Origin of the sequence: Haloplanus sp. GDY1 (assembly GCF_023703775.1) — an archaeon.
Lineage (GTDB): Archaea > Halobacteriota > Halobacteria > Halobacteriales > Haloferacaceae > Haloplanus > Haloplanus halophilus.
Map to the genome: position 1 here is coordinate 43,929 of NZ_CP098517.1, position 24,277 is coordinate 68,205.

Consider the following 24,277-nt stretch of genomic DNA (forward strand, 5'->3'; position numbering starts at 1 on the left):
GTGTTCGCGTTGTACTCCCATATATGTTTGTACTCTCTCGTATAATCGAGAGGATATTGCGAGCGAAGGCCTCCGGACGTTGAAATGCGATACCGACAGAAGCTATGAGCCAACCGATGCACAACCGATATTCTGACTTCGAGGAACTGCGGCCGACCGGCGAGGCGTCCCACATTCCGGACACGAGGCTGGACGACGGCTGTGAGGGTGCCCCCCGGCGGCAACGCGTCGCGACGAGCGCTGGTGGCTACCCTGATGCGCCGACGGCCGCCGACGGCGAGTGTCGGTCCTGTGGGGCGTCAGTCCCGATCGGCCAGACGAAATGCCGGTTCTGTCTCACCAACCATCTCGGGAGTGACGCCACAAGCACGAACGAGACAGCGTCGACGACGTTCCTCGGTATCGTCCACCTGATCGTCGAGTCGACCACGTTCTACGGCGCCGTCGCGAAGGGCGGCGCAGCGGCGAACCTCCTCTCCGCCAACGAGGCGGAGCCGGCCGTCGACAACTACACCCTCATCTACGATCTCGACGAAGCACCGGCGCGCCAGCTGGTCGAGCAATGGCCCTCACTCCCCGACGCGGTACAGGTGTCGTCAGCGGAGGGAGAGCGGCTTCTCAGTGCCGCCCGTGACCGGACTGGGTGGCGCGGGCAGGGAGCGTCGGAGCGTCAGGAGCAGGCCCCGACGCGGCTCTACGACCAGCGTGGGGACGGCATCCGCGACGCGTCGCGTCTCGACGCGGTCCTCGACGATGCCGACGACGCGGTGTGGCTGGTTCCAGCGATGGCGCTGACCGAATCTACTGGCGAGGCTGCGGCTGACCGCCAGGTGTCGTCGGTACCGACGACGCAGGAACTCGACTGTCAAACCTGTGGACGGGCGACCGACCATCAGTTCAAGACCCACGAGTCGGTCCCGGATGAAGCGTGGACGGGGCAACCGATCTGGGAGTGCCGGGTGTGTGGCTCAGCTCGCTACGGACCCAGCAAAGCGGGTCAGGACTCGCCTTAACCAACATAGCGACACAGAAACACACCAATGTTGGTTAACGAGCAGGCCCCGTCCGACAGCTACCCGCAGCCGGAGAGGTTTCTCTGCGCCGTGAATCGGCGAGGCGCTTCAAATGGACCCACGCAACACACCCGGATATCGACTGCATCGCTCACTCACCAATCTCAAACGCATCGAGACGGCCGGACTCGACAACGCAGATCAGGAGCGGATAGAGGCAGCGAGAGCTCTCCTGCAAGACGTGAGTCTGCTCTCCCAGCCGGAAGACAGCGGGGACGCCGGAACACAGATCGAGTCCTGAGCGGCGGTATAACGATGAATCCGGATGTCTCGCTCCTGAGGCTGTTTATTGCCCCCCAGAAGGGGTGCGGGGGAGAGAACCACGAGGCCAACAAATGACCCACCTCACTGAACAATTCCATATTCCCCGAGAGTATCACGCTGCCTGTTCCCGAATCCTAGAGCTCGGGCAACGCCATCTCCGTCGATTGCTCAAGGAAGAATACTGGCGAGACAGGCACCTCGAAGCGATTCAGTCCCGCGATAGCAACGACCACACCTACGTCCGAGACGACGAGTACGAGCCGTTCGAGGACATAGACGCATACCTCTACAACCGATTCAAGCGATGTATCTACCATCGTGTTACTCGGATTCTAAAAGCTCATCGTGAGAAGTACCGTGCCTTCCAGTTCATCGTCGAAACTGTCGAGGAACGAAAAATCAGGCGGGTTGGATGGCAGCAGCTTCGAAGCCGCCTATTCGATAGTGGAGACTCACCGTACATCCAGTGGAGCAATATCGAAACCGTCGTCGAGCAGCTAAACAATCATTACGACCGGAATGGCCGATTTCCTGAAGCATACACGGACCTCGTCGACTGTCCCCAGCCCGACGACACGGTTCCCTTCGGCCCGGACAGTCGTGGAGACATCCACGAGGTCCAAGCCGCGGACGGAGAAGTCGTGGTGATGCTGAAGGCGCCGGATTCGCTATCGCCCAACTCGTATGCCGACTGGACAGAGCACGAAATACGGTTCCCAGCCCACCAACGGTTCAACGAGATGCTTGAGGCAGGGGAGCTGAAAGCGCCGACACTGCATTCCTCCGAATACGGCTATACGCTGGACGTGCCAGTGGATGTTCCCGAGACCTCCGTAGACACCACTTCCGACCGTGTTCTCGCTGTGGACCTCGGCGTGAAAAAGCAGGCAACTGCGGTTGTGTTAGACGGATCTGAAGACGGGAAAGATGAATCCCAGATCGCGCCACCCAACTTCGTCGACCACCACGCGAAGGACAAACTGTTTCGAGTGAAAGCCGACGCCGAGGGCATAGACAGCCGCCTTGCCGAACTCCGCCAACAGGGCAAGAGCCATACCGAGCAGTTCGCTCACCTCCTCAGCGAATATCGCCGGACGCGACGGAAGGAGCGACGTCTCCGCGACCAGATCCAGCACGATGTAGCAAATCAGCTGGTGTGGCTCGCGGCCGTTCACGAGTGCGAGACGATCGTCCTCGAGTCGCTAGGGCAGTTTGAGGCCGAAGAGACGGGTGGCGTGACGGCATGGAGCATCTCGACGTGGGCCCATGGGAAGTTACTTGAGCGGCTCCGGTACAAGGGTGACCTCCTCGGGCTCGACGTCGAGACGGTGAATCCCTGGGGGACATCACGCTACTGTCCGCGATGTGGCGAACGCGGCAAGACCGTGAAGGCCCCGACAGATCACACCGAGTTACGCAACGGCGGCCACTTCTACTGTCCCAGCTGTGAGTATGAGTGCGACCGAGATGTGGTCGGCGCGGTCAATGTCGGACGAAAACACCTCTCTGGGAGTCGGATGGAAACGGCGAATCCCTGTGTCTACACGGCGCGGGGAAATCACGCCAGCTTTCCATCACGCCCCACCTGCGAGCGTGTCCGTTCTGAGGCCGGCACGGAGGATTCAGAAACCGTGTCGGTGCCTGGCGTTCAGTCCGCGGCCAACAGTGAACAGGACCCGGCGAGTGGCCGTCAGACCCGATTGTCCGAGTACCGTTCTTCGTCCCTCACTACGACACGAAGCCGGGCAGAGGAAGGACTGCAACAAAATCAGAGCAGGAAGACGGGACTGCGGTGTCCCAGCGGGAGCATTACGAGGCAGTGTTTGCTCGTCAGCACGAACGATTCCCACGAGGTGCTTCCAAATCCTGCCGAAAATTAGAACGGCTACGATGACTTTGAGGTCTACGAAAGTTTAGGACCTTACGGACCACGACATCGGAATCGCGAGGGTCGAAGTTCTCCGAGACCTTCGCTAGCTCAGGACTCCGCCGGAGAGCTTCGCACACTACTTGCCCAACCTGTAAACCGCCAAATCAACTATGGACAGTCTTGCTCGATATTATTGAGTTCATTTAGTGCCTCCAGACGTTGTTTGGCCTGGCGTTGCTTCTTTTCTCGCTGGGGCTCTTCCATACGGGCATATCGGAAGGCCTCTGCCACCACGTTTTGATCCAGCCCATAGAAATCGTCTATATATAATTGAATCAATGAATCAGCTAAGTACTTGGCCACGCGTTCATGGATTTCCCAGATGTCCCCCCAGTTTGCTTCGTGGACCCATTTGTTCCGTGTGTCATAGAGCTGCTCAGTGATGGTTTTGAAAAATATTTCGTGGGCCTCACTGGCACTGACACTATATGCCCACATCGCCCGGTCAACGATTTCGCTTTTTTCACCGTGCCCAGCTAATGTGAGTTCTTCAATACACCGCCAAAATCCGAAAAATGCATTCTGACGTTCTGTCTCGAGCATTGCTCGCTGATACTCTAAAAGAGCATCTTGGAATATCCCTGCAAGTCCATCAGCGCCATAATTGAAGGACGGGATCTCCTCAAACCGCTCCGGCAGATCTCCATTAGTCCAATCCAAGTCCACAGTGCGAGGTGAACTCCTATTGGTGATGGCGACCTCTAATGGATGGTCAGTGCCAGCTGTAAGGACAGCCATCGGTTCTTGTATCCATGACCACCGTGGGTTCCCTGGCGAGGACTGGTCCCGCTCGCTCAATCGCTGAATTTCCCAACAATAGAGTGTATGATTGATCTTCGCACACAACAGATTCAGAGCAGTATTGAGCTTATTCGCTGCATAGCTACGTCCTTTCGACTGAATAGTCGTCGTCCAATAGCTATAATCTGTATCCTCACACAGCGACTCCACCGTCCCAGTTCCGAATGTGTCGGGATACCTTCTAAATTCTGAAAGCTGCTCAGACCATTCAGACTCAGAGATTGGCTGGAAGGTAATATCGAAAATCTCAATTTCTGGCGGAGAGCCAGCCCATTGTATATTCAACGGGAAATAGAAGATAGTTTCCAGTTGCTCACCCTGCCCGATTTCAGCAATGACCTGATTGACTTTTGCCTCGTACGTCGATACCAGTCCATCTTCTTCAATCGATTCCTCAACGGGATAGTGATATTCGTCCCAGTCTACCTCAGCGTCCGATTCGAATGCCAGGTCTTGGATGATGCCCATCACATCTGACATTATATCAGATGGAGCAATTCCCAAGTCATAGAGCGGGAAAGTCTCCTGTGCTAGTTTCTCGAACGCATAATTTGAACGATGGCGAGCCCACGGTGACGACGAGCGTTCGCTTGCTTCAAACGCATCAGGTGTCGAATTACGGCTGATATCGTGTTGCCAGTCAATTGCCCATTCTAGCAGCTGGTGAATTTCTTCCGACTCTAATGACATTGCCCCACTATTAGTACAGGACTATGAATAATCGCCGGGACAGAACTAACCCAGTAGGCTGTTCGAACCGGTCACAGCTGTTTGTTTTTCTTCCCCCGGGAGGGGTGCGGGGCGATCCAGTCGCGGTCGCCCCGTGAGGTGATTGCTCGATGGGACACCGCGCACTCGTTGCGTACGAACGCACAGACGGACAGTACACGCTCCACTACAGCCATTGGGGCGCAGCGAACCTCAAGCTCAAGCACCGAATTTCGGCTGAGTCGCCGTTCGGTGGCGACGACACCGACTCCAAGTGGGCGAAACAGCTCCTCGCAGAGCTTGCCGATGGCCTTGAGGCAGATGCGGTCGACGGCTACCTCGCTGGCGAGGATCGACCGTCGACGGTCGTCGAGCCGAAACCCCGCGCCACCGGGCTCACCCTCGACGAGATCGTCGCGGACCATCTCGACTACCTCCACCACGAGGCGTTCTTCGTGGTGTCGACGACGTTCGAGGCGACCGCCTATCGGACGCTGTGGTTCGGGCTCCAGTACGACTCGGAGACGGTCGAACAGGGAGAGACGGTCGGGAACGGCGCGCTCGCGACGGTGCGCTGGTACGACGGCGAGCCGGTCGGCGACGGCCACCTGCAGGGACAGTTCGCGGCCCTCAAAGACGTCGTTGGCGACATGCTCGACAAGGGCGTCTTCACGCCGTCGACGGCGAGACAGTACCTGAAACAGAAGCTGGCCGAGCGAGTCGGAGACCGACAGGAGCTCCTCATTCCGACCGGAGAATCACCCTTCGAGACAGCGAGTCTCGGCAAGCCGTAACACCAATCCCTTAGTGGATATCGGGGGATGTCTAAGTATGTCAAATCAGTCTGAAGATGACGTTCGTGTTTGGCTTGTCGAACGGACGTACTCCGATGACGAGCAGAACCTGATCATCCTCACCTACGCAACACCCGATGGAGAACAGTACTATCGGAAGGAACGCGCACTCACGTCCTTCACCGACGTCCGAGATACGACAGCAGCAGTCGATGCTGAACCCGGCAATCTTGGCATGGTCGATGACCCCGACCTCCAGGAGCAATACGCGGCCGAAGCACAGCGAATGCAGGAAGTTCACGACCCTGACGACGTAATCTGAGATCTACTGGTCGACAACGCTGCAGGCCATGGGTTATGTCGTAGCAGGCCTTAGACGGGGTATGCGCGAACTCGTCTTCGCTCTCGAATACGAGCCCGGCTGCAACAGGGTGGCGGACGCCCTCGCCGACCACCCCGACGCTCGCGTTCGCTCGCTCTCGCTGCACGCCACTGCCGAGCGTCTCTGGCGGGTCGACCATGCCACCGGTACGCCTGAGGCGCTCAACGCCATCGAGGACGCCTTTCTCAACGGCGACTACTACGCTGACTGTCTCGCCACCGAGGACTGCAACGCCACACAGACCACCCGCGTCCTCGACCGCACGGACGACGCGCTCATCCTCTACTCAGATTGGGAGCGCACTCCGACCTGCGCCTCAGTCCCCCACATCGCTCGCGACCACCTCGGCGACGGCGTGCTGTTCGAGACTCGTCACGAGGGCCGCCACTACACGTGGCGACTCATCCACTCCGGCGATGGCGACGTGGCGGCGTTCTTCGACGCTCTCAAAGTCGCCGTCGGGGAGTGCGCCCAGATGGAGATGCTCCGCACAGCGGACACAACATCAGCTAGGGGAAGCGACGGAACACCAAGTGGATTGCCTCCAGCCCAAGAGGCTGCTCTCCAGGCCGCCGTCGAACACGGCTACTACGAATCACCCCGCGAGGTCGATGTTGGAGAACTCGCAGAGCATCTCGACGTGCCACGGTCAACACTCACCTACCGACTCCGTCGGGCGGAAGAACATTTGGCGAAGCAACATGTCGCCGGCGAGCGGGTAGCGGAAGAACGGCTGGCATCCCACTGAGGGCCGTAGTTGGAATATTCCAACAAAGACATATCGAACTCCCGCTCCTACCGTGACGTGATGACAGAGAATCCGGACGCAGCAGGAGGAACGAGCGGCGGCGGACAGCGACGTGAGCTGACCGCCCGCCTCGCCGTTCCCGAGATGGACTGTCCCTCTTGCGCCCAAAAGGTGAACAAGAGCCTCCAGCGTGTCGACGGCATTACTGACGTCACGCTCCAGCCGACCACCGGCACGGCCAACGTCACGTACGACCCTGATCGAACTAGCGAAGCCGACGTAGTCAAGGCGATTGAAGGCGCCGGCTACGAGGTCGTCGGGGGCTCGGACGCCGAGGGCGATGATGAGGACAACCAGGCGGCCGATGGCGTCGACATCGCGCCACCATCGGAGGTCTGGACGAGTCCTCGCGCTAAGAAGACGTGGCTCGGCGCGGCGTTCGTCACGCTCGGCCTCCTCTTTGAGTTCCTCCTCACCGGACAGAACGCCACGGTGGCGAGCGTCCTCGAGTACCCGCTCCACATCGCAGATGTCCTGTTCCTCGGCGCCGTCGCCGCCAGCGGCATCCCGGTCGTCCGTAGCGGGTACTACTCCGCGAAGAACCGAAGCCTCGACATCGACCTGCTGATGGGGACGGCGATCATCGCGGCGACCGGTATCGGCTACTTCGTCGAGGCGGCGACGCTGGCCGTCCTATTTAGCATCGCCGAGCTGCTCGAGGACTACGCGATGGACAGGGCACGGGACTCCCTGCGCGAGCTGATGGAACTCTCGCCCGACGAGGCGACCGTCCTTCGCGACGGTGAGGAAGTGAACGTTCCCGCCGAGGAGGTCGACGTTGGCGAGACCGTCGTCGTCCGCCCCGGCGACAAGATTCCGCTCGACGGAACGGTTATCGAAGGCGGGAGTGCAGTCGACCAGTCGCCGATCACGGGCGAGAGCGTCCCCGTCGACAAGCAGACGGGCGACGAGGTCTACGCCGGCGCGATCAACGAAGAGGGGTACCTCGAGGTAGAGGTCACCTCAACCGCTGGCGATTCGACGCTCTCGCGCATCATCGAGATGGTCCAGGGCGCACAGGCGAAGAAGACCGAGTCTGAGCAGTTCGTCGACCGCTTCTCCGGCTACTACACACCCCTCGTCGTCGTGCTGGCAATCCTGACCGCCGCAATCCCGCCGCTGGTCATCGCCGACCCCATCTCGGTCGACCTGGCCGGGTACGGGTTCACCTTCGCGAGCGACTGGCAGACGTGGTTCATCCGGGGGCTCACCCTGCTGGTGATCGCCTGTCCCTGTGCGTTCGTCATCTCGACGCCCGTCTCGGTGGTGTCGGGAATTACGAGCGCCGCGAAGAACGGCGTCCTGATCAAGGGCGGCAACTACCTCGAGGCGATGGGCGAAGTCGATGCCGTCGCGCTCGACAAGACGGGGACGCTCACGAAGGGCGAACTCGCCGTCACCGATGTCGTCCCGGTCGGTGACACCACGGAGGACGATCTGCTCCGTCGCGCCGCCGGACTGGAGCGTCGCAGTGAGCACCCCATCGCTGCGGCCATTCTCGCCCGTGCTGAGGAGACGGGCGTGGGTAATCTGCCCGATGCGACGAGTTTCGAGAGCCTCACGGGGAAGGGCATCCGGGGCGAGATCGACGGCAAGACGTACTATGCGGGCAAGCCCGCGCTCTTCGAGGAGCTGGGCTTCGACCTCGCTCGAGCACGCCGCGAGACGGACGGCGGCGTCGTAGCGGAAGAGTCGTCAGAGTCCGACGACGGGGCGTTTGCCGAGAATGCACTCTCCGCGCTCGAGCGGGAGGGCAAGACGGTCGTCATCGTCGGGACGGAGTCGGAACTGCTGGGTGCGATCGCCATCGCCGACGAGGTTCGCCCGGCCTCGAAGCGGGCTGTCGAACGCCTACACGAGCTGGGCGTCGAGCGCGTGGTGATGCTGACCGGCGACAACGAGGGCACCGCCCGCGCCATCGCCGAGCAGGTCGGTGTCGATGAGTATCGCGCCGAACTCCTGCCCGACGAGAAGGTCGACGCAGTCGAAGAGTTACAGGCGGAGTACGGGGAGGTTGCGATGGTCGGCGACGGCATCAATGACGCCCCCGCGCTCGCCACTGCGGAGGTCGGCATCGCGATGGGCGCGGCGGGCACCGACACCGCCCTCGAAACGGCTGATATTGCGTTGATGGGCGACGACATCGGGAAACTCCCGTACCTGTACGATCTGTCGCATACGGCCAACGGTGTGATCCGGCAAAACATCTGGGCCAGCCTCGGCGTGAAGCTCCTACTCGCGCTAGGCGTGCCGCTGGGCCTGGTCAGCGTTGCGCTGGCAGTCGTTGTCGGAGATATGGGGATGAGCCTCGGCGTCACCGGGAACGCGATGCGGTTGTCCCGGATTGAGCCCGATCGAATCATCGACGCCTGATTCTGCGGCGGGAAGTGCGGGCAGGACGCTCTTTTTTCGGGACTTACCTCCGCTACATCGAGACAAGTTGTGGTTTGTCTGGGGCAGAAAGGACTGAGCCCCACCGTGGGCTCGTGATTTGATGCCCGAGAATCCAGACGACGATCCATTCCACGATTGCGAGTTAGGTCCTGACGCAGTCCTCGGGACGCGCACCTTCCACGATGTCCTGTTCACCGACGACACGGAGACGCCGATGAACGTGGTAACCGGTGAGACGCCCGCCCATTCGCAGGCGACCGTCAAGGAGGCAAAGGAGTTCGCTGCGAGTGTTGACACCGACACGCCACAGATCGCACTTCCGGCGTCAGTCGAAACGCAAATCGAGACGCAGAGTAAGCCCTACACGTCGGCTGCGTTCTTCCACTTCAAGGCGACAGGCTCGCTCGAACGCCACCGCGCCTACCACGCCGCCTACGAGGCGGACGCGTTCGCGGTCGACTTCGAGGCCGACTACGCGTCGGGCGATCTAACCATCACAGTCGACCGAGCGAACGAGTCCTAAAAATCGACCGCTAGATCAGGTTTTTCGAGCGCCGGCGATGGGTGCCGGCGCAGCTGGAGCGAGCGAGCAATCACTCCCGGTGCGTCGGCGTTTCGAGGTGTTCGAGATGCACATGGTAATTTACGCTCTGGTAGAAGAATCGACCCACGACGACGCACTGGCCACCGGAAATTCGGTGTTCGACCGCCTGGTCGGCGCGGACCCACACGCCAGCGCCGTCTTCGATTACTATGTGACCTTCGACGGGGAGGACACGTCCGTTGCGGGGAAGGCACGATGGGGGGAGTTGCCGACGGCAGCCCCCGTCGACTCCGATGACGGCCAGGACCTGCTCGAGCGTGGCTGGGAGGCGACGAAGGAGGAATTCGAGCGTAATCTCGACCGGGTGAAGGAGGCCATCGACGAGCTCTCCGACGAGGAGATCATGCGCGACGAGGACCTCGCCCGACACGCCTTCCACCAGGTCGGTGCGTACGACGGCCCGACGATCTTCCTGTACACCGAACACGGAACCGGCATTCGCCACCGTGGACAACTGGACCGACTCCTCGAGGAGAGTGAAGAGCTCTGGATCGTACCCGCTGACGTCCACTTCTGATAATGCCTCCCATCACCAATTGGCGACGCGAGAGCCGCTCGCCGACACTCGCGTATCGGAACACCGAGACCGGTGCGCGAGCCGTGCTGCATCGTGCGCCGGACTCCTACCGGTACAAGTGGCGCGGGGGGATTCTCGTCGGCGGCTACCCGGTCTGGTCGCGGGGATACGAGACGAAGGATGCGACATCGTTCCGTGACGAGCTCCGGGAGCGGCCCGCACCGGACCTCAACTGCCCGGAGTGTCCGAACGACGACGTTCGCGTCGGCGAGAAGGCGGCAGACGGGGCGAAAGTCCAGCGGTGGTACGACTGCCCCGACTGTGGGTACGAAGCCCCCTCTCGCATCGTCTACGGCGCCGAGCGGTGAGTGGGTGAGCGCTGGGCGCTGTTTTTCGGCCGGGCACGAGGTGGTGGCCCGGTACGACCGGGTGAGTCAACCAATGACCCTCGAAGTACTAGATCGACACAGTGAGGCACTGTTCGAGTTCCTCTGGTGTCCCGTCTGCGGGCAGGAGGTCTTCACTCACATCCCCTTCGAGGGGGTGTTCTGCAAGAACTGCAACACCCAGGTCGAACTCCAAGAATCCCGAGAAACACGCGGTTACGAGGAGGCCGTGCTCGCCTGCTTCGATACAACCACGACCTGGAACCTCCACGTCGACGAGAAACTGCGTCGCGACCTGCCTGATGGGTCGGCCCGCGTGAAGATCCTCGGCGCACCGGGCGCCTACAAGGTCGACTGGTGGAGTCCAGAGCCGGGTGAGGACTGGGAACCTGTCGAGCGCGGCGAGTTCGACGACGTCGAAGAACCATCAGAGGTGTCGCACCTAGCGTAGAGCACGCGTTAGGGTGGTGAATTTACGCCCGACACACGTCGCAGTCTCCACATCCACGAGGGGTTCGCTCGCTGAAGTAGAGGCGGCGCCATCGAGCAAACTGATCCGCATACGTGTCCTTTCTGTACGGGAATTGGTACAGATTGACCCCGTCCGGCAGGTCTGTGATTTCGGGCGCGTCTACGCCGGGGAATCCGTTACGAAACACGAGATCTTCTGTTTTGGACACCAGCTCAGGAGCAACTGTGGATGGGTCCGAGGCCTTCAAGAAGTAGAGTGATGGGATGAACTCTTTCGGGTCGAAGAATCCGTTGGCGTGCAGAATCCACCCACAGAGCCACAGATACGCCTTCTCACTGGAGAAGAAGACTCCGTAGTGGTTGTCCGATTGCCGGCGTTTGTACACGAACACGGGGAGACCATAGCTGAAGCCGACTCGCGTTGGTTCTGCGTGGATATAGCAGTCCTCACGGTCGATGTAGTGGACCAGCGGAGCTTGACACAGCTTGCCCGGGTGCTCACCAGTACCGATCTGCTCCCACAGCTCCGAGACGGAAGCCACGTCGGCGCTCTCATCCTCGAGAGTTGTATCATCGATTGCACGATGGACGGGCGCAGCAGACTGAATCTCCTCGGGGAGATCGTCGCTGGACAGCTCCGCCGTCGCTCGGTCAGGGAGTGTCCGATAGAAGTGTTTATAGAAGCCCTCACGACGCCGCTTGTCGGCGAGCGTTTCGCACCGGGCGCAGTCCTCAATGAACATCGCTGGCACCACCCGGTCTGGATTCTCGGCGGCTTCCTCGTACAGACTACGCTGCCGTTCGGCCCGCCTGGCAATCTCATCCGGATCGGGGAGCGGTGAGCTCCTCTCGGACTCCGATGACATACGCATACCTTTGGGCTGGAACAGTATCAGTTTCCGAGCAAGGACCCCGCCCGACTGCCATCTTGCGAATTTCGGAATCCATTTTTAACCGGGTTTAAGTTGTCCAGTGACAGCCATTCGGCGAGATTCCAGCGACTCCACTCGATTCAGGAGAAGTTGTTTCTGCGCCGGCGATGGGTGCCGGCGCACAGGCGTCGGCGGTGATCGATGTCGACACGAAGTCAACTCCGATTCATCCAACGGAGCGAGCCCGCAGACGAACAGTCCGATACCGACCGCATCGCACAAATCTACCGCCACTCGGACGGGTATCCCGACAGCGTCCTCCGTGACCTTAATCAGCTGAAGCAGCTGCTCGACGAGACACGAACAGAGCGCGGGCCTGCATACGCCGCTGCCCAGTTCCTGTTCCTCGACACACTTTCGACGATGACCCTCTACGTGGATGAAGGACGTGACCGGAGCATCCACGCTGACCAACCCTCGGATCTCCTCGACCCGGACAATATGGAGCACCTCGACCAGCCGATGTTCCTGCTCGGACACGGCGTCGAGAACCCAGCCGACGGCATCCACGGCGACGAAGAGTACCTCTACGTCGTTGAACTCCCGACCCGGAACCCGTTCGAGGAGCCGTCCGAGTGGACGGTCAAAGTGAGCGGTCACTCCGCCTTCCCGCGCTGGGATGGTCCGACCGAGGAAGCCTTCGATCGGGCTAGCTGGCAGTTTGAAGGACCGCTCTCGGCCGCCGTCGACGAACTACTAGCTCAACCAAGCTAATCGTTAATTGGACACTCCCAAGGTTCGAGTGCTGAAGAGAAGGAGCACCCAGTATAGGATTCTTCGGAACGAATGATTTGCAGATTGCTACTGAGAGTTGCGAATCCGCCTTCGAGCTCGAGAATCCAATACCTGCTGTGCATAGAGTGAATCCTCTCGGTCGCTTTCCGCGACCCATTCAAACGCTTGACGAGAAATTTGTTTCATCAGGAGCTCACCGTTTTCGACTTTCCAGCCAAACGGTTCTTTAGGGTCTAATCCCCGCTCTCGAAGTATTTCGTCGTCCACACGCAGAGCCATTACGAGGTCGTCCCCGTATTCAGCTGCTTGTTCCGGGTTCAGCACCAAGTTATCGAGGAATTCATCGCTGTTCGGCTTGGGCGTCATCCACTCGACGCTCCACTCATCTCCGACCTGATTGGAAGGCATACCTGTAGAATAGTCGTTGCTCGATAAAATTGACAGGGGGAACGAAGGGTCGTATCAGAACGAGGTGTTTGCGCTCAGAACAGACCATTGCCAGGACAACAGAGAACAATACCCGTTTTAATCGATAAGTCCGATTGGTCCAGTATGGATTACGTGGATGAGCCGCCGGAAACAGAAAATCCTGTAATGGTGATTCGGGTAACAGCGAAATGTACCCTCTGCGAAACCGCTGAGCGGTGTGATTCACCTGGCGAAGCAAAAGAGTGGGCGAGAGATCATCAACATCCTCGAGACTTTATTGAATACCGTCGGACCTGGGCCGAGCGATAACCAATTCGACACCTCGATACTCAGATTACACCTCCAAGTGCGAGGATGCCAAGCAGTAGTAGAACAGCCGTAACTACTCCCCCACCAGCAGTGAGGAGCTTATTCTCCATCACCTTCTCGTGGATCGGCATCGCGGCGTACTCCTCGCGGAAGGCCTCGAGATTCTCCTCGTCGTAGAAGTACTTCGTCTTCAATGCGAACCGTTCCGTCACCGCGCAGCCCGTACAGACCGGTTCGCCTTCCAGCCGCTCCGTTTTGGTGTGGCTGGTACAGGCGATCGCCCCGCAGTTCGGACAGTAGGTGTACGTCTCGGTGACGCCACTCGTGTCACAGTGGACGCACTGATGGATGCCGTCCTCGGCGGTCACTCGTGACGGGCCTGCCGCGTAGTACTCGTAGGGGTAGGTGTACTCCTGGACGTCGGTAGTGTGCCGAACTTCCGGGAGGTACACTGGTTCGATCGACTGGACAGAGATGTCCGAGCGGTTCGGCTCACAGGTCTTGTTGTACGTGACGTTGTTGTCGCCGGTGTAGGTGACCGTCGTCGTGTGATGCTGCTGGAGGCGCTCGACGGCCCACTCCTTGTACTCCGTTTGCGTCTGCCCGAACCGCCGCTCCTCGACGTCGTCGAACACCTCTCCGAACTGCGCGGTGTCGAGGTCGACCGTCGCGTGGAGGTTCTCGGTGACCAGCGTCCCGACGTCCTCATCGACGACCTGCGGCTGCCCGCGTTCGGTGTGGGCAACGAATCGCGTCCGGTCGTTGATCCGGTGAATGACGCCCACCGACGTCTCGAAGACGGCGTTCGTGTCCGCGGTGACCGCTACCACCGGGCGGAACGTCACCGATGAGTGCGGTTCTGAGAGGTCGGCGGCTTCGATGTTCTCGATGTCGCGGAACGCCTCCGCGACGGCGGCGTCGACGTCGGCGGCCGGATCGTACGGGCGCAGGGTCTCGTCGCAGAGAATCTCGATGCGACCGTTGTAGAGGTCGAGGCCGATCTCGTCGGCGATCTCTCGGAGGTCCTCGCCGTCGAGCAACTCGATTGGGTGCGGGTCGTCGTTCTGCTGGAGGCGGTCGGCGTACTCCTGAGCGGGATTCGTGAACCGGCCGGTCGTGACGACCATTCCGCGTTTGGGGCCGTCGAAATCGAATGTCGCGATGGCGGAGTGGAGCTTCTGGACGACCGGCCGTCCGACCGTCCCCGTGTGCTTGCACTCGACGATGATCGCGCGCCGCGTGCCGTCGACGACCTCCTCCATGATGACGTCGCGACCCTCGTCAGCCGTGCGGTCGGCCTGGCGGACGTTCTCGTAGCCGAGGTTTCGGAACACGTCCTCCATCACGTCCTCGAACTCGAACCCCGAGAGATCGTCCAGTACAGCCATCCTCAATTATGTGGACAGTACGTTGCAACTGCCAAATACGTTGCCGAACGCTGCGCCGTCCTGTTTGTTGAACCCCTGAGAGGGGTGCGGGGGTCACCGAACCGCCCGCGAGCAACGAATGAACGGGAATGTACCTGTAGCAAGTTCGGACTCGGTTCCAGAAGCATCGCCCGGTCAGTCTCACCGAGACACAGTCGAATACGTCGGCTTCCGCGTCGACGGCCAAGCCGTCGTCCTGAACCTCTCGGAGCATCGGCGACTCTCTCTCGAGCGCAGTCTGGACCTCGTCAACCACAGTCCAAGCGGGTTCGAGTGGGGGTATAGTGGTAGCGGGCCCGCCCAGCTCGCGTGCGCGCTCCTCCTCGACTACTACGACGATGAGCAGTTCGCCCGTGAGCACTACATCGCGTTCCGGAATCAGGTGGTCTCGCAGCTGGAGTGCGACGGTGCCGCGGCGTGCTGGCACCTCCCCGGCGAGGAGATCGACGCCGCGATGGCGACCCTTACCGACGACGTCGTCGCGCTCGCGGACGGCGGACGGCCGTCACCGTCGCTTCCCGAGAACTGGCGAACCGTCTCTCGCCCGGACCGGCGGGTCTTCCAGCGCGCTGATCGCGACCACTACATCGTACTCGGGGATGGAAGCGACGAGTGGCTGGTCGTGCTCTGCAGCCAGGGTGACCGAGCATATCCAGCCCCGCTCGCACATCGGATGGTTACCGAGGAGGCTGACGTAGAACGGGTGATCCGGGAACTCGCTGAAGAGAGCAACGACCTCATCGAATCCCCGGAGGGGGAGTACTGATGGAGACGCTTCGACTGGCGCGAGCCACCCACAAGCTCCTCGAACGTGGTGTCGAGGCACTCGAGAAAATCGGGCGGGAACTGGAGCGATACAACGACCGACAGGAGCGCACCGACGGAGACAGCTGAGGATGTGAGGACACTCTCCAGGTCGAATGGTAGTTCGTGAGACGTTGTTTTTGCGCCCGAGAGAGGGGCGCAGGGCGCGAGACGATGCAGTCGCACGTTGACGAGGCTTCCTGAAGTGAGGTGACTGAGATGAAAGATCCAGAGTCCAGAACCATCTTCGCTGGCGTCGATGGACGTACCGACACCGAACTACTCGAGTGGTATCGAGAGCGCCATGGTGATGCAGACCCCGTGACTTTCGCCGAGGCGGTTCGTGATCTTCCGCAGGCCGTTGGCGGGTCAAGAGATTATAACGCATTACGGGGGAACCGCGGAGGGAGGTGACGGAGCTTTGACCGACCATATCTGTGACTACTGTGGCGAGTCGTTTGCGACCTCCAACGAGTTGGGTGGCCACGTAACCGCGGTCCATCGTCGCGACCAGATCGTAACGGACGCGGACGTAATCCTCGATGATATTCAGCGTGTCGCAGACAAATTAGGAAAACCGCCGACAGCAAAGGAGATGAGTGAGCACGGGGAGTACTCTCAGCGCGTCTGTCAGAACAAATTTGGGAGCTGGAACGAAGCGCTTCGTGAGGCTGGCTACGCCCCAAACCGGAAATTCCGACTCACCGATCAGGACCTGTTGGATGAAATTGACCGCCTTGCGGAGCAGCTCGGTCGCCCGCCATCGAGCGGGGAGATGGATCGGATTGGGGAGTATCACAGATGGACCTATGACCACCGGTTTGGCGGGTGGGAAGAGGCACTCACCGAAGCTGGCTTCTCACAACCACGGTCTTATCAAGAACGTTCAGAGATCCCGTACGGGCCAAATTGGCCGGAGCAACGGCGGCAAGCATTGGAACGTGATGACTTCCAGTGCCAAACGCCGTGGTGTGGGATTACCCAAGCGGATCATCAAGAGCAAGTTGGGAAGGACATCTCTGTCCACCATTTGGTCCCGCGGAAGTTCTTCGTCGGCCCCGATGGGCAGTTTGACCACGAACAGGCGAATCGAGTCTCGAATCTCGTGACGGTCTGTTCGAAGCATCATCTCTTCTGGGAAGCCGTCGCCCCGCAGCGATTAGATACGATTGTCGACGCCACACGGCCACCAGAGCGAGGGGGGCCGGAGGGTGTTGCTCTCCCCCTACGAGGGGATGAGGGGTAACCTCCCTCGTGATTCAAATGCGAGTGACGGACGAGTCCATCCCGACGCCCAATACAGACGATCTCACGAACAGAGAACGACTCCACTGGCACCCCACCAGTGCCCTCACAATCGCCGAATCGGCGAAGACGAAAGCCCATCTCCGAAGGGCACTTGCTGCGTATCGGAACCTCCCACCGACACCACTCGTCGAGTGTTCGCTCTGTGGGAAAGTCGGCCTGCCAGAACGGATCCAAGTCCACGACTGTCAGTAGTCACACTGCAGGATGATTGTTTTTATCCGACGGTGTGAAACGCTATCAGGTCAGGAGAAAACAGCTCTGTTGAAACCCTCAGTTGCTGTTAGATCGTAGAGCCCTGCTGCATACAGGGCGCTTATGCACCAGACCCGAAGGCTGTCTTCCCTTCTCGATAATAAACGAACCAATATGCAACGGGCCAACAGATAACGAGCGCTGCGATATTCAATGGGGCGGTCGAAATTACGTCTGGTGGAAGAAAGAGTGAGCCAATACCAGCGAGAACAGCGAAGACAGCAACTGCAACGATTACGAGCCTAACCCAATCCTTCATACCGGAATCAATCTCGGATACTGTATAAGTCTTTTACAGACGACCTATTTCGGAGTGAATTCACGCTGCCCCACGTGCTGCACACATTCTCTGTATCTCGCATGGCGCTATGCCAGCAATAAAGGGTTTCAACAGAGCCGAGAAAACGTATCGATGGGAGTCGCCGACAGGATTATTTCAGCAACCATTCATACTCTGGATATGGTATCCCGTGAAAATCAAGTCATCCTCGGATTCGGACTGTTGGCCCTCGTCCTCCTCTATCTCGTTGCAACACTCACGACGCTCCCGACGTGGGTTAGTATTGCGGTCGTCATCGTCGTCGGTGTCATCGTCCCTCAAGTAATCAATAATGCTCAGGGAGAATAGATGAGCCTCTTGGCAGCGTATAATGGCCTGCTTGTTCGCATGGCTCTGTACCTCCTCGTGTTTTGGCCGACCGTCGGGTACTACGTGTATTCTGATTCAGAGAAACGAGGATTCTCGAGTCCGCGATTCCGTGGTGTCGTCTTAGGGTTTTTGGGCATCCCTGGATTGCTCATCCACTTGTATATCACTCAACGACAGGACTGATTTCTCTCGTTACGTTCTGCCCAGCTCAATGAAAGTAGGAGACTCACAGTCCATCCTTGGAGTATCGCCACCGTAGGAATAGATACACGACATCGAAGGCACCTCCTCCAAAGAGTCCACGTGCCAACGCCTCGCGGGAGTGGCCATTCAGTAAAAATACTTCCGTCGTCACCGAGATTACGACCCAAACAGCGATCAAAATCGCTCCAATAGTCCACGGACTCTCTAAATCCATACTTACCACTACAATCCCGTCTACGGCTGCTTGTAGCAATATTAGTCACAAGCACGAGCTACATTTCATCTAAATTACCACAGCATAGGTGATCTGTAACGAACATAGTACCGTCCCTGCTCAATGAGGTGGTGCCAAACGTATGAACCACACAACACTCCCAGAATACCCGCCCATTAGTTTCGTTTCGCTTTCCGATAGCCGGGGAGCATCACAATAAACAGGAACACACCGATGAGAAGCCACCAGAACGGGTTTGTCGCCATTTCAGTCACCAACTCAAAGGGGCCTTCTCCTTGTGAAAGCGAATAGACAATTCCGACGATAACCACACTTAGTATGAGCATCGAGCCGAGATAAAGCGCATCTCTGAGATAAGCGAGAACCTCCATATCCACTGTAAGGTCGCCTATTCTGTTATAATTTTGTGTGTATTTGTTCTAATGATTTCACTGTTCAATCTACTTGTGGCTCAGGCGTTCTAATGCTTGCTGATGGAGATATGAATCCACAGTGACTTGCAGTGCTGATCGAAACATCAGGAGGTCAGTGACGTAGTGTCTATTTTGCGCCTGCGATGGGTGCAGGCGCGGTTCGGAACGCATTGCGCCTGTGGGATGGAATCCATGAAAGACCCAGAGACAGCTACGGTCTTCGCAGGCCTCGATGGGCGAACCGACACCGAACTACCCGACTGGTACGCCGAGCAACACGGTGGTCCCGAACCGATTAGCTTCAGTGCGGCGATTCGAGAGCTTCCCCAGGCAGTCGACACAGCAGTCGCTTATCGCAATCCGTACACCGACGAGTGGGTCGAAACGGAGCGTTTCAACGCAATCGTCGAGCCGTCGCGGTTGCAAGCAGAAGCGGACGGTGACACTGAGGCGGAGTCACTATTTCACATCCCGACTGACTCGTACTCGATCATCAACCCGGTCGACGTCTACGGGCCGCTGGAGGAGGTCCTCCGCGAGGAGACCATCGACGGGACGTCGTTGGGCGAGGTGATGTTCGGCGAGATTCGGCGCTACCGGGGCGGTGGCGAGGTCCATATGGACATCATGTTCGACGGCCTCGAGGTGCGCCTTCCCGGTCGGTCGGACCCGATCACGATGGGCGTCACGTCGGGCTACGACTTCTTCGGCGAGCACGCCGTCTACGTGGAGGGGTTCGCCCAGGATGGCTACTGCTCGAACACGATGCGCTCGCTCACCGACAAGGAGGTCATCAAACACGTCGGCGACGTGCGGAACTTCCGCACCTGGTGGGAGGAACTCCTCGCACAGGTCGAACTCGTCGCCGACGATCTCTTCGAGTTCATCCGGGACGCCCAGGACATCGAGCTCGACTTCTCTGAGCTCCCGTTCACCGTCACGGAGTTCTACACCCTGCTGGGGTTCCCGGACTACCTAGCCGAGCGTGCCGCCGGCGATGCAGAAGCCAATGCGGCGTCCCCCTTCGAAATCGATATGTGGACGCTGCATTCCGGCGCGACGTACGCTCTCACCCACTTCTTCCAGGGGAAAGAGGGGGCATCCCTCGATCAATACGTTCGGATCGCCAACGACATTCTGTTCAACCCGGAAGGTACAATCGAGCGCGTCGAGCAGGCGTACGAGCAGCAGCTAGAGGCGGACGGTGACGACGGGTCACAGGCGTCGCTGGCCGGCGAACGAGCGCTGGCGAGCATCGAGCGCGTCAGCGACGACCTGCAGGAGAAAGTCGAGCAGTTCGAAGAACGCGAGGACGCGCTGCGCGAGCGGTTCCAAGAGGCGATGGGCTAAGAGCAGTCGGAGAGAAAATTCGCCAAGCGTGCTTCCATTCTAGCGGCTGGAATCCACTGCTGACAGTATTAAGTGAGTAGGGGCGTACCCAGAGACCATGTCTATTGAGCATAATCCGACTCTCGACGCGCGCGAGCCACAGCAGGGGGATATAGAGACTTTTGAAGAGTTGGAGCGTGGTGACTCGGTCAAATTCTTTGAATGGCCCGTCGAGCCGTTGACCGTGATCGGCTGGGAAGAAGACGATAATGTCGGGAAGCGGGTACGAGTTGAAGCAGAAGGCGGCGAGTCGTTTCTCTACCAGGTAGACGGCCACCTCTGGCATTACGTCCCTGAGGACGAGTTCGCCGGCGAGAATAACCCATACCCTGTTCAGAACCTCGTTTTGCTCGAATCCTCGGAAGCCTGATTGGGCTTCGAGACAGCTCGAATCCTGTCGTGAAGGCCTCTATTTTGATGGTCTCATTCGCAGTGGGTGCACCTTCCCAAGATCTACTGCTTCAATTCTCTGCTGTTGCTCGTGCCCTCGATAGGTGGAGGCATCCGTTATGGGTACTTCTACAGACGACTCAGAGGCGTCAGACGAATTTCCGCCTGAAAAGCGGCTTGAGGCACCGAACACGCGCCTGATCAAGGCAGGGATCGCGACGATTCCGGATATGGAAACCCTCCAGGAGTGCGTTGCCTACGAGAACGCCCACCAGAATCGAACGCAAATTCTGCGCCGGCTCAAGTGGAAGGCTGAAGAGCTGCGTGAGAACGAAGAGTAAGTTCTGTTCTTAACCAACACATTCCGCGTGGGTTTCCTGATTGTTGGTTAATTCGCTGTACCAGCACTGTTGGGGCATTATTAGTTAGGCGTCAATTCTGGGAAGGAACCGGCAGAAGGGATGCCTACCGGCCGGAAGATGGTCAGACATCCCTCTGTTGGACCACTCTTCCAAACCGTTATTTAACAGCCCGAGAACAACCTTTTATCTGGATGATGGATTCCCTCCTTTTAGGCCACGTCATAATTTTCGCACTATCTGCGATTGCCTGCGTGGCGACTATTCCACAAGCACGGAAGATACAGCATCCGGAGACACGTGAAGGACTGATCGTCTTCCTCGGTTCCGTTGCTCTGTGGTCTGGGGGGTACATTGGCTACCTTCTTGCACCGACACGGGTGGGGAAACTCGCTTTCTATATATTTGGCTTCATCTTTGCGTTCGTCGCTGTTGGGGCCTGGCTCTACTTTTGTGCTGCATATACCGGTCGGCCACCTCGACACGCCCCATTCCGAAACCTCATACTCGGGACATTCCTCTTTTTCACCGCTCTCAAAGTCACGAATCCACTACACAATCTCTACTTTACGACGGAATGGGTCACAGAACCATTCCCGCACCTCGTGATCCATCACGAACTGCTCTACTGGATCGTCTTGGGACTATCATATGCCGCCATCGCTGTCGGATTCTTCGTACTGATGGAGCGGTTCCATCATACTGGCAGTGACAGCCGTCCGCTCGTCGTGCTCGTTGGACTCTCAGGCCTCCCAGCTGTTGCAACGATTATCGGCGGTCAGGTCGACTGGCTGCTCCCATTAATGTATGAGCCACCTGGCGTCGCCCTCTTCGCCGTTGGAACGCTCTTCTTCTACAGACAGCGGTTTGAGGCAATCCGATTAACCGGAGAGTCAGATAAACCCGCAATCTTCCTCGACCAAGAAACCCGAATCCAGGATTATAATCAAGCGGCTCGCAAGCTCTTTCCAGCCCTTGAGGATTCGTTTGGCGAACCGCTTGAAGCTGTGAATACAGCACTCGCGGATCATCTCACCAAGCAAGATATCCTGGCAATAACGCAGGATGGTGATACCCGGTATTACGATGTGTCGAGCACACCTTTCTTAGCAGGTGAGGTAACGACCGGGCAACTAGTGACGGTTACCGACGTAACTGAACGCGAGTCATACCGACAGCGGCTCGAAGAGAAAACCGAACAACTCGAGGCTCTAAATCGCGTGGTTCGGCACGATATCCGGAACGATATGACCGTGATTCTCGGATGGGCCGAGATCCTCAAAGACCATATCGATGAAGATGGGGAAGACGCTCTGGACCGAGTGTTACAGAAGTCCCGGCACGTAATTCAGTTCACAGAGGTCGCACGTGAGTTCGTTGAATCGCTCTCGGAAGAAGGAACAGCTGAATTAGAAGAAATCCACCTTCAGCCACTTCTTGACGCTGAGCTCGCTGCAGTACGTGATTCGTTCCCGAACGCGCAGTTTCACGTATCGGGTGAACTCTGCGACGTATCGGTACAGGCAAACGAGATGCTCTCTTCGGTTTTCCGGAACATCCTCGAGAATGCGGTCCGACACAACGACAAAGAGACCCCTGAGATCACCGTCTCCTGTGAAGAGAACTCAGAGACTATCCGGTACCGGATTGCAGATAATGGACCTGGCATCCCTGACCAACAGAAAGAACAAATCTTCGGGAAAGGGGAGAAAGGATTGGACAGTCCAGGATCGGGGATTGGTCTATATCTCGTCCATCTCCTGACTGACCAATTCGGTGGTGACGTGTGGGTCGAGGACAACGACCCAACTGGTTCAGTCTTTGTCGTCGAACTACCTATTATAAACCGTCGAATAAGACGTCTTAGTACTGAATTTCAGTATAACCTAGTCGGCGGCCCTCGCTTCCAAAAAGTGGAGGTGGCTGCCATCCGGCTCGCGAGAATCGCCCCTTGAGTCGCCGTTCCGATCAATATCCGGAATGAGTGAGTGCGGACATTCAAATACCGAGTCGGGACCAAACTGAGTGACTCAATCCTCTCAGAAATCATGGGCAAGAAGCTGTACTCAGACGATGAACTCCTCAATCGGCTCCAGAAGTTCGCTGAGGAACTCGGTCGTCCCCCGTCGCAGAGTGAGATGGACGATTCGGGGCCTCATGCTTCGAAGACGTACGGGAATCGGTTCGAGTCGTGGAATAACGCACTCGAGGCAGCCGGACTTCAAACCGGAACGAACGATCCAAACGGACGACCACTGACCCCCGAAGAGGACCTCCTTACTGATCTCAAATCGGTTGCCGACATCGTAGGGGGAACTCCGTCAGAGCGAGAATACAGTACTCACGGCGAGTATTCGGTAAAGACATACTGCAAGCGATTTGGAGGGTGGAATTCAGCACTACGAGCGGCCGGTTTTGAACCGAACGTCGAAATGAACCTCTCCGAAGAGACACTCATTACTGCCTTACAGGGGTTCGCTGAAAATCTAGGTCGGTCGCCCACAACAGATGAGATGGACCGGAGTGGCCCCTACACCTCGGATTCGTACAAGCGAGCGTTTGGAACCTGGAATCGTACTCTTCGACAGGCTGGGTTGGAAGTCCACTCCGTGTGGAATGTTAGCGAAGATGATCTGATATCGGAACTCAACAGTCTCGCCGAAGATCTAGGTCATGTCCCTCGGAAGGATGAGATGCGGAATCAAGGGAATTGGAGTGCAGCAGTCTATCAGGAACAATTCGGTTCGTGGAATGAAGCTCTCCGAGCTGCCGGCTTCGAGCCGAATGAGCGGTGGCGAATCCCACGGGAGGAGTTATTAGCCGAATTGCGGGCTGTTACGGATGATCTGGGCCATCCACCGACAACGACGGAAATGAACGAACACGGGAATTTCACCATCAACCCTTATCAGCGTGAATTCGGAACGTGGCGAACAGCCCTTCAATCGGCCGACCCGGACTATCTAGAAAACTACCGTCAGTCAGATACTGAGACAGTTCCGTTTGGCTCGAACTGGCCACAGATTCGTGAGGAGATCATCACCCGTGACAACGAGTCCTGCCTGCGCTGCGGTATGGACCGCGAAGCTCACCGCGAGAAGTTCGGACGTGATCTCCCGGTTCACCACCGGATTCCTCGACGCCGGTTCTACAACGACCCAGACCAGTCGGTCGACGATGCAGATGTGCCGTGTAACCTGCTGACTCTCTGTATCCCGTGCCATCGCCGCCTCGAACGGCTGCCAGTCCAACCAGTAGTTGACTAACAAGCGAGGTTCCACGTTCAGCACATAGAAATCGCCGGCGAGCA

Annotated in this window: 26 protein-coding genes; 21 read left to right on the forward strand and 5 right to left on the reverse strand. The window is 58.4% G+C overall.

Annotated features, from left to right (window positions below):
* Nucleotides 1-116: 116 nt before the first annotated feature.
* The 3 genes from NBT67_RS17730 (at nt 117) to NBT67_RS17735 (ending at nt 3,217) form a co-directional block, all read left to right on the forward strand.
* The gene (locus NBT67_RS17730) at nt 117-1,013 is read left to right on the forward strand and encodes a biosurfactant protein 1 (RefSeq protein ID WP_251344732.1); all 897 of its coding nucleotides are present in this window, start codon (nt 117-119) and stop codon (nt 1,011-1,013) included.
* A 112-nt stretch (nt 1,014-1,125) separates the two neighbouring features.
* Nucleotides 1,126-1,314 carry a DUF8012 family protein gene (locus NBT67_RS18290; protein ID WP_008526032.1) on the forward strand — a complete coding sequence of 63 codons (189 nt, stop codon included), beginning with the start codon at nt 1,126-1,128 and terminating at the stop codon, nt 1,312-1,314.
* Nucleotides 1,315-1,501: 187 nt separating this feature from the next.
* Nucleotides 1,502-3,217, forward strand: a complete 1,716-nt coding sequence (locus NBT67_RS17735; RefSeq protein WP_251344733.1) for a zinc ribbon domain-containing protein — start codon at nt 1,502-1,504, stop codon at nt 3,215-3,217.
* 158 nt (nt 3,218-3,375) lie between these two features.
* On the opposite strand, the gene NBT67_RS17740 is transcribed toward NBT67_RS17735, so the two are convergent.
* On the reverse strand, nt 3,376-4,758 hold the full coding sequence (locus NBT67_RS17740; protein ID WP_020931526.1) for a hypothetical protein: 1,383 nt from the start codon (nt 4,756-4,758) through the stop codon (nt 3,376-3,378).
* 149 nt (nt 4,759-4,907) lie between these two features.
* Between NBT67_RS17740 and NBT67_RS17745 the strand changes: the two genes are divergently transcribed.
* The 8 genes from NBT67_RS17745 to NBT67_RS17780 all read left to right on the forward strand — a co-directional run bounded on the left by NBT67_RS17745 (nt 4,908) and on the right by NBT67_RS17780 (nt 11,112).
* A complete protein-coding gene (locus tag NBT67_RS17745) occupies nt 4,908-5,570 on the forward strand; it encodes a DUF6735 family protein (protein ID WP_251344734.1) in 663 nt (220 codons plus the stop codon).
* A gap of 37 nt (nt 5,571-5,607) precedes the next feature.
* Nucleotides 5,608-5,892 (forward strand): DUF7967 family protein, encoded by a 285-nt coding sequence (locus NBT67_RS17750; RefSeq protein WP_006183450.1) that lies wholly within the window; start codon nt 5,608-5,610, stop codon nt 5,890-5,892.
* A 61-nt stretch (nt 5,893-5,953) separates the two neighbouring features.
* A complete protein-coding gene (locus NBT67_RS17755; RefSeq protein ID WP_050051691.1) occupies nt 5,954-6,700 on the forward strand; it encodes a helix-turn-helix domain-containing protein in 747 nt (248 codons plus the stop codon).
* Between the two features lie 60 nt (nt 6,701-6,760).
* The gene (locus tag NBT67_RS17760; RefSeq protein ID WP_251344735.1) at nt 6,761-9,133 is read left to right on the forward strand and encodes a heavy metal translocating P-type ATPase; all 2,373 of its coding nucleotides are present in this window, start codon (nt 6,761-6,763) and stop codon (nt 9,131-9,133) included.
* Nucleotides 9,134-9,254: 121 nt separating this feature from the next.
* Nucleotides 9,255-9,677, forward strand: a complete 423-nt coding sequence (locus tag NBT67_RS17765) for a DUF8025 family protein (protein ID WP_020221063.1) — start codon at nt 9,255-9,257, stop codon at nt 9,675-9,677.
* A gap of 106 nt (nt 9,678-9,783) precedes the next feature.
* Complete coding sequence (locus NBT67_RS17770) at nt 9,784-10,275, forward strand: DUF7995 family protein (RefSeq protein ID WP_251344671.1); 492 nt, start codon at nt 9,784-9,786, stop codon at nt 10,273-10,275.
* Between the two features lie 2 nt (nt 10,276-10,277).
* Entirely contained in the window at nt 10,278-10,643 is a 366-nt protein-coding gene (locus NBT67_RS17775; protein WP_251344672.1) for a DUF7568 family protein, read from the forward strand.
* A gap of 73 nt (nt 10,644-10,716) precedes the next feature.
* The gene (locus NBT67_RS17780; protein ID WP_251344673.1) at nt 10,717-11,112 is read left to right on the forward strand and encodes a DUF7567 family protein; all 396 of its coding nucleotides are present in this window, start codon (nt 10,717-10,719) and stop codon (nt 11,110-11,112) included.
* 22 nt (nt 11,113-11,134) lie between these two features.
* Here NBT67_RS17780 and NBT67_RS17785 read toward each other — a convergent pair whose 3' ends face one another.
* Nucleotides 11,135-11,998 carry a hypothetical protein gene (locus NBT67_RS17785; RefSeq protein ID WP_251344674.1) on the reverse strand — a complete coding sequence of 288 codons (864 nt, stop codon included), beginning with the start codon at nt 11,996-11,998 and terminating at the stop codon, nt 11,135-11,137.
* A 207-nt stretch (nt 11,999-12,205) separates the two neighbouring features.
* Between NBT67_RS17785 and NBT67_RS17790 the strand changes: the two genes are divergently transcribed.
* Nucleotides 12,206-12,778 carry a hypothetical protein gene (locus NBT67_RS17790; protein ID WP_251344675.1) on the forward strand — a complete coding sequence of 191 codons (573 nt, stop codon included), beginning with the start codon at nt 12,206-12,208 and terminating at the stop codon, nt 12,776-12,778.
* Between the two features lie 87 nt (nt 12,779-12,865).
* Here NBT67_RS17790 and NBT67_RS17795 read toward each other — a convergent pair whose 3' ends face one another.
* Nucleotides 12,866-13,207: a hypothetical protein gene (locus NBT67_RS17795; RefSeq protein ID WP_251344676.1), complete on the reverse strand. Its 342-nt coding sequence runs from the start codon at nt 13,205-13,207 to the stop codon at nt 12,866-12,868.
* Nucleotides 13,208-13,557: 350 nt separating this feature from the next.
* A complete protein-coding gene (locus NBT67_RS17800; protein WP_251344677.1) occupies nt 13,558-14,925 on the reverse strand; it encodes a restriction endonuclease in 1,368 nt (455 codons plus the stop codon).
* Between the two features lie 118 nt (nt 14,926-15,043).
* Here NBT67_RS17800 and NBT67_RS17805 point away from each other — a divergent pair, with 118 nt between their 5' ends.
* The 4 genes from NBT67_RS17805 (at nt 15,044) to NBT67_RS17815 (ending at nt 17,956) form a co-directional block, all read left to right on the forward strand.
* Complete coding sequence (locus NBT67_RS17805) at nt 15,044-15,730, forward strand: DUF6166 domain-containing protein (protein WP_251344678.1); 687 nt, start codon at nt 15,044-15,046, stop codon at nt 15,728-15,730.
* Entirely contained in the window at nt 15,730-15,858 is a 129-nt protein-coding gene (locus tag NBT67_RS18045) for a hypothetical protein (protein WP_256474732.1), read from the forward strand. The genes NBT67_RS17805 and NBT67_RS18045 overlap by 1 nt, the downstream gene beginning before the upstream one ends.
* Nucleotides 15,859-16,189: 331 nt before the next feature.
* A complete protein-coding gene (locus NBT67_RS17810) occupies nt 16,190-17,014 on the forward strand; it encodes a homing endonuclease associated repeat-containing protein (protein WP_251344679.1) in 825 nt (274 codons plus the stop codon).
* Between the two features lie 774 nt (nt 17,015-17,788).
* Nucleotides 17,789-17,956, forward strand: coding sequence for a DUF7987 family protein (locus NBT67_RS17815; protein WP_251344680.1), 168 nt, complete (start codon nt 17,789-17,791; stop codon nt 17,954-17,956).
* A 615-nt stretch (nt 17,957-18,571) separates the two neighbouring features.
* Here NBT67_RS17815 and NBT67_RS17820 read toward each other — a convergent pair.
* A complete protein-coding gene (locus NBT67_RS17820) occupies nt 18,572-18,787 on the reverse strand; it encodes a hypothetical protein (protein ID WP_251344681.1) in 216 nt (71 codons plus the stop codon).
* Between the two features lie 234 nt (nt 18,788-19,021).
* Between NBT67_RS17820 and NBT67_RS17825 the strand changes: the two genes are divergently transcribed.
* The 5 genes from NBT67_RS17825 to NBT67_RS17845 all read left to right on the forward strand — a co-directional run bounded on the left by NBT67_RS17825 (nt 19,022) and on the right by NBT67_RS17845 (nt 24,233).
* Nucleotides 19,022-20,179, forward strand: coding sequence for a hypothetical protein (locus NBT67_RS17825; RefSeq protein WP_251344682.1), 1,158 nt, complete (start codon nt 19,022-19,024; stop codon nt 20,177-20,179).
* A gap of 97 nt (nt 20,180-20,276) precedes the next feature.
* Complete coding sequence (locus tag NBT67_RS17830) at nt 20,277-20,588, forward strand: hypothetical protein (RefSeq protein WP_054584773.1); 312 nt, start codon at nt 20,277-20,279, stop codon at nt 20,586-20,588.
* 139 nt (nt 20,589-20,727) lie between these two features.
* On the forward strand, nt 20,728-20,949 hold the full coding sequence (locus tag NBT67_RS17835) for a DUF8129 domain-containing protein (protein WP_049983752.1): 222 nt from the start codon (nt 20,728-20,730) through the stop codon (nt 20,947-20,949).
* Between the two features lie 212 nt (nt 20,950-21,161).
* Nucleotides 21,162-22,922 carry a sensor histidine kinase gene (locus NBT67_RS17840; RefSeq protein WP_343218042.1) on the forward strand — a complete coding sequence of 587 codons (1,761 nt, stop codon included), beginning with the start codon at nt 21,162-21,164 and terminating at the stop codon, nt 22,920-22,922.
* Between the two features lie 93 nt (nt 22,923-23,015).
* Nucleotides 23,016-24,233: a homing endonuclease associated repeat-containing protein gene (locus NBT67_RS17845; protein WP_251344683.1), complete on the forward strand. Its 1,218-nt coding sequence runs from the start codon at nt 23,016-23,018 to the stop codon at nt 24,231-24,233.
* The last annotated feature ends 44 nt before the right edge of the window (nt 24,234-24,277 follow it).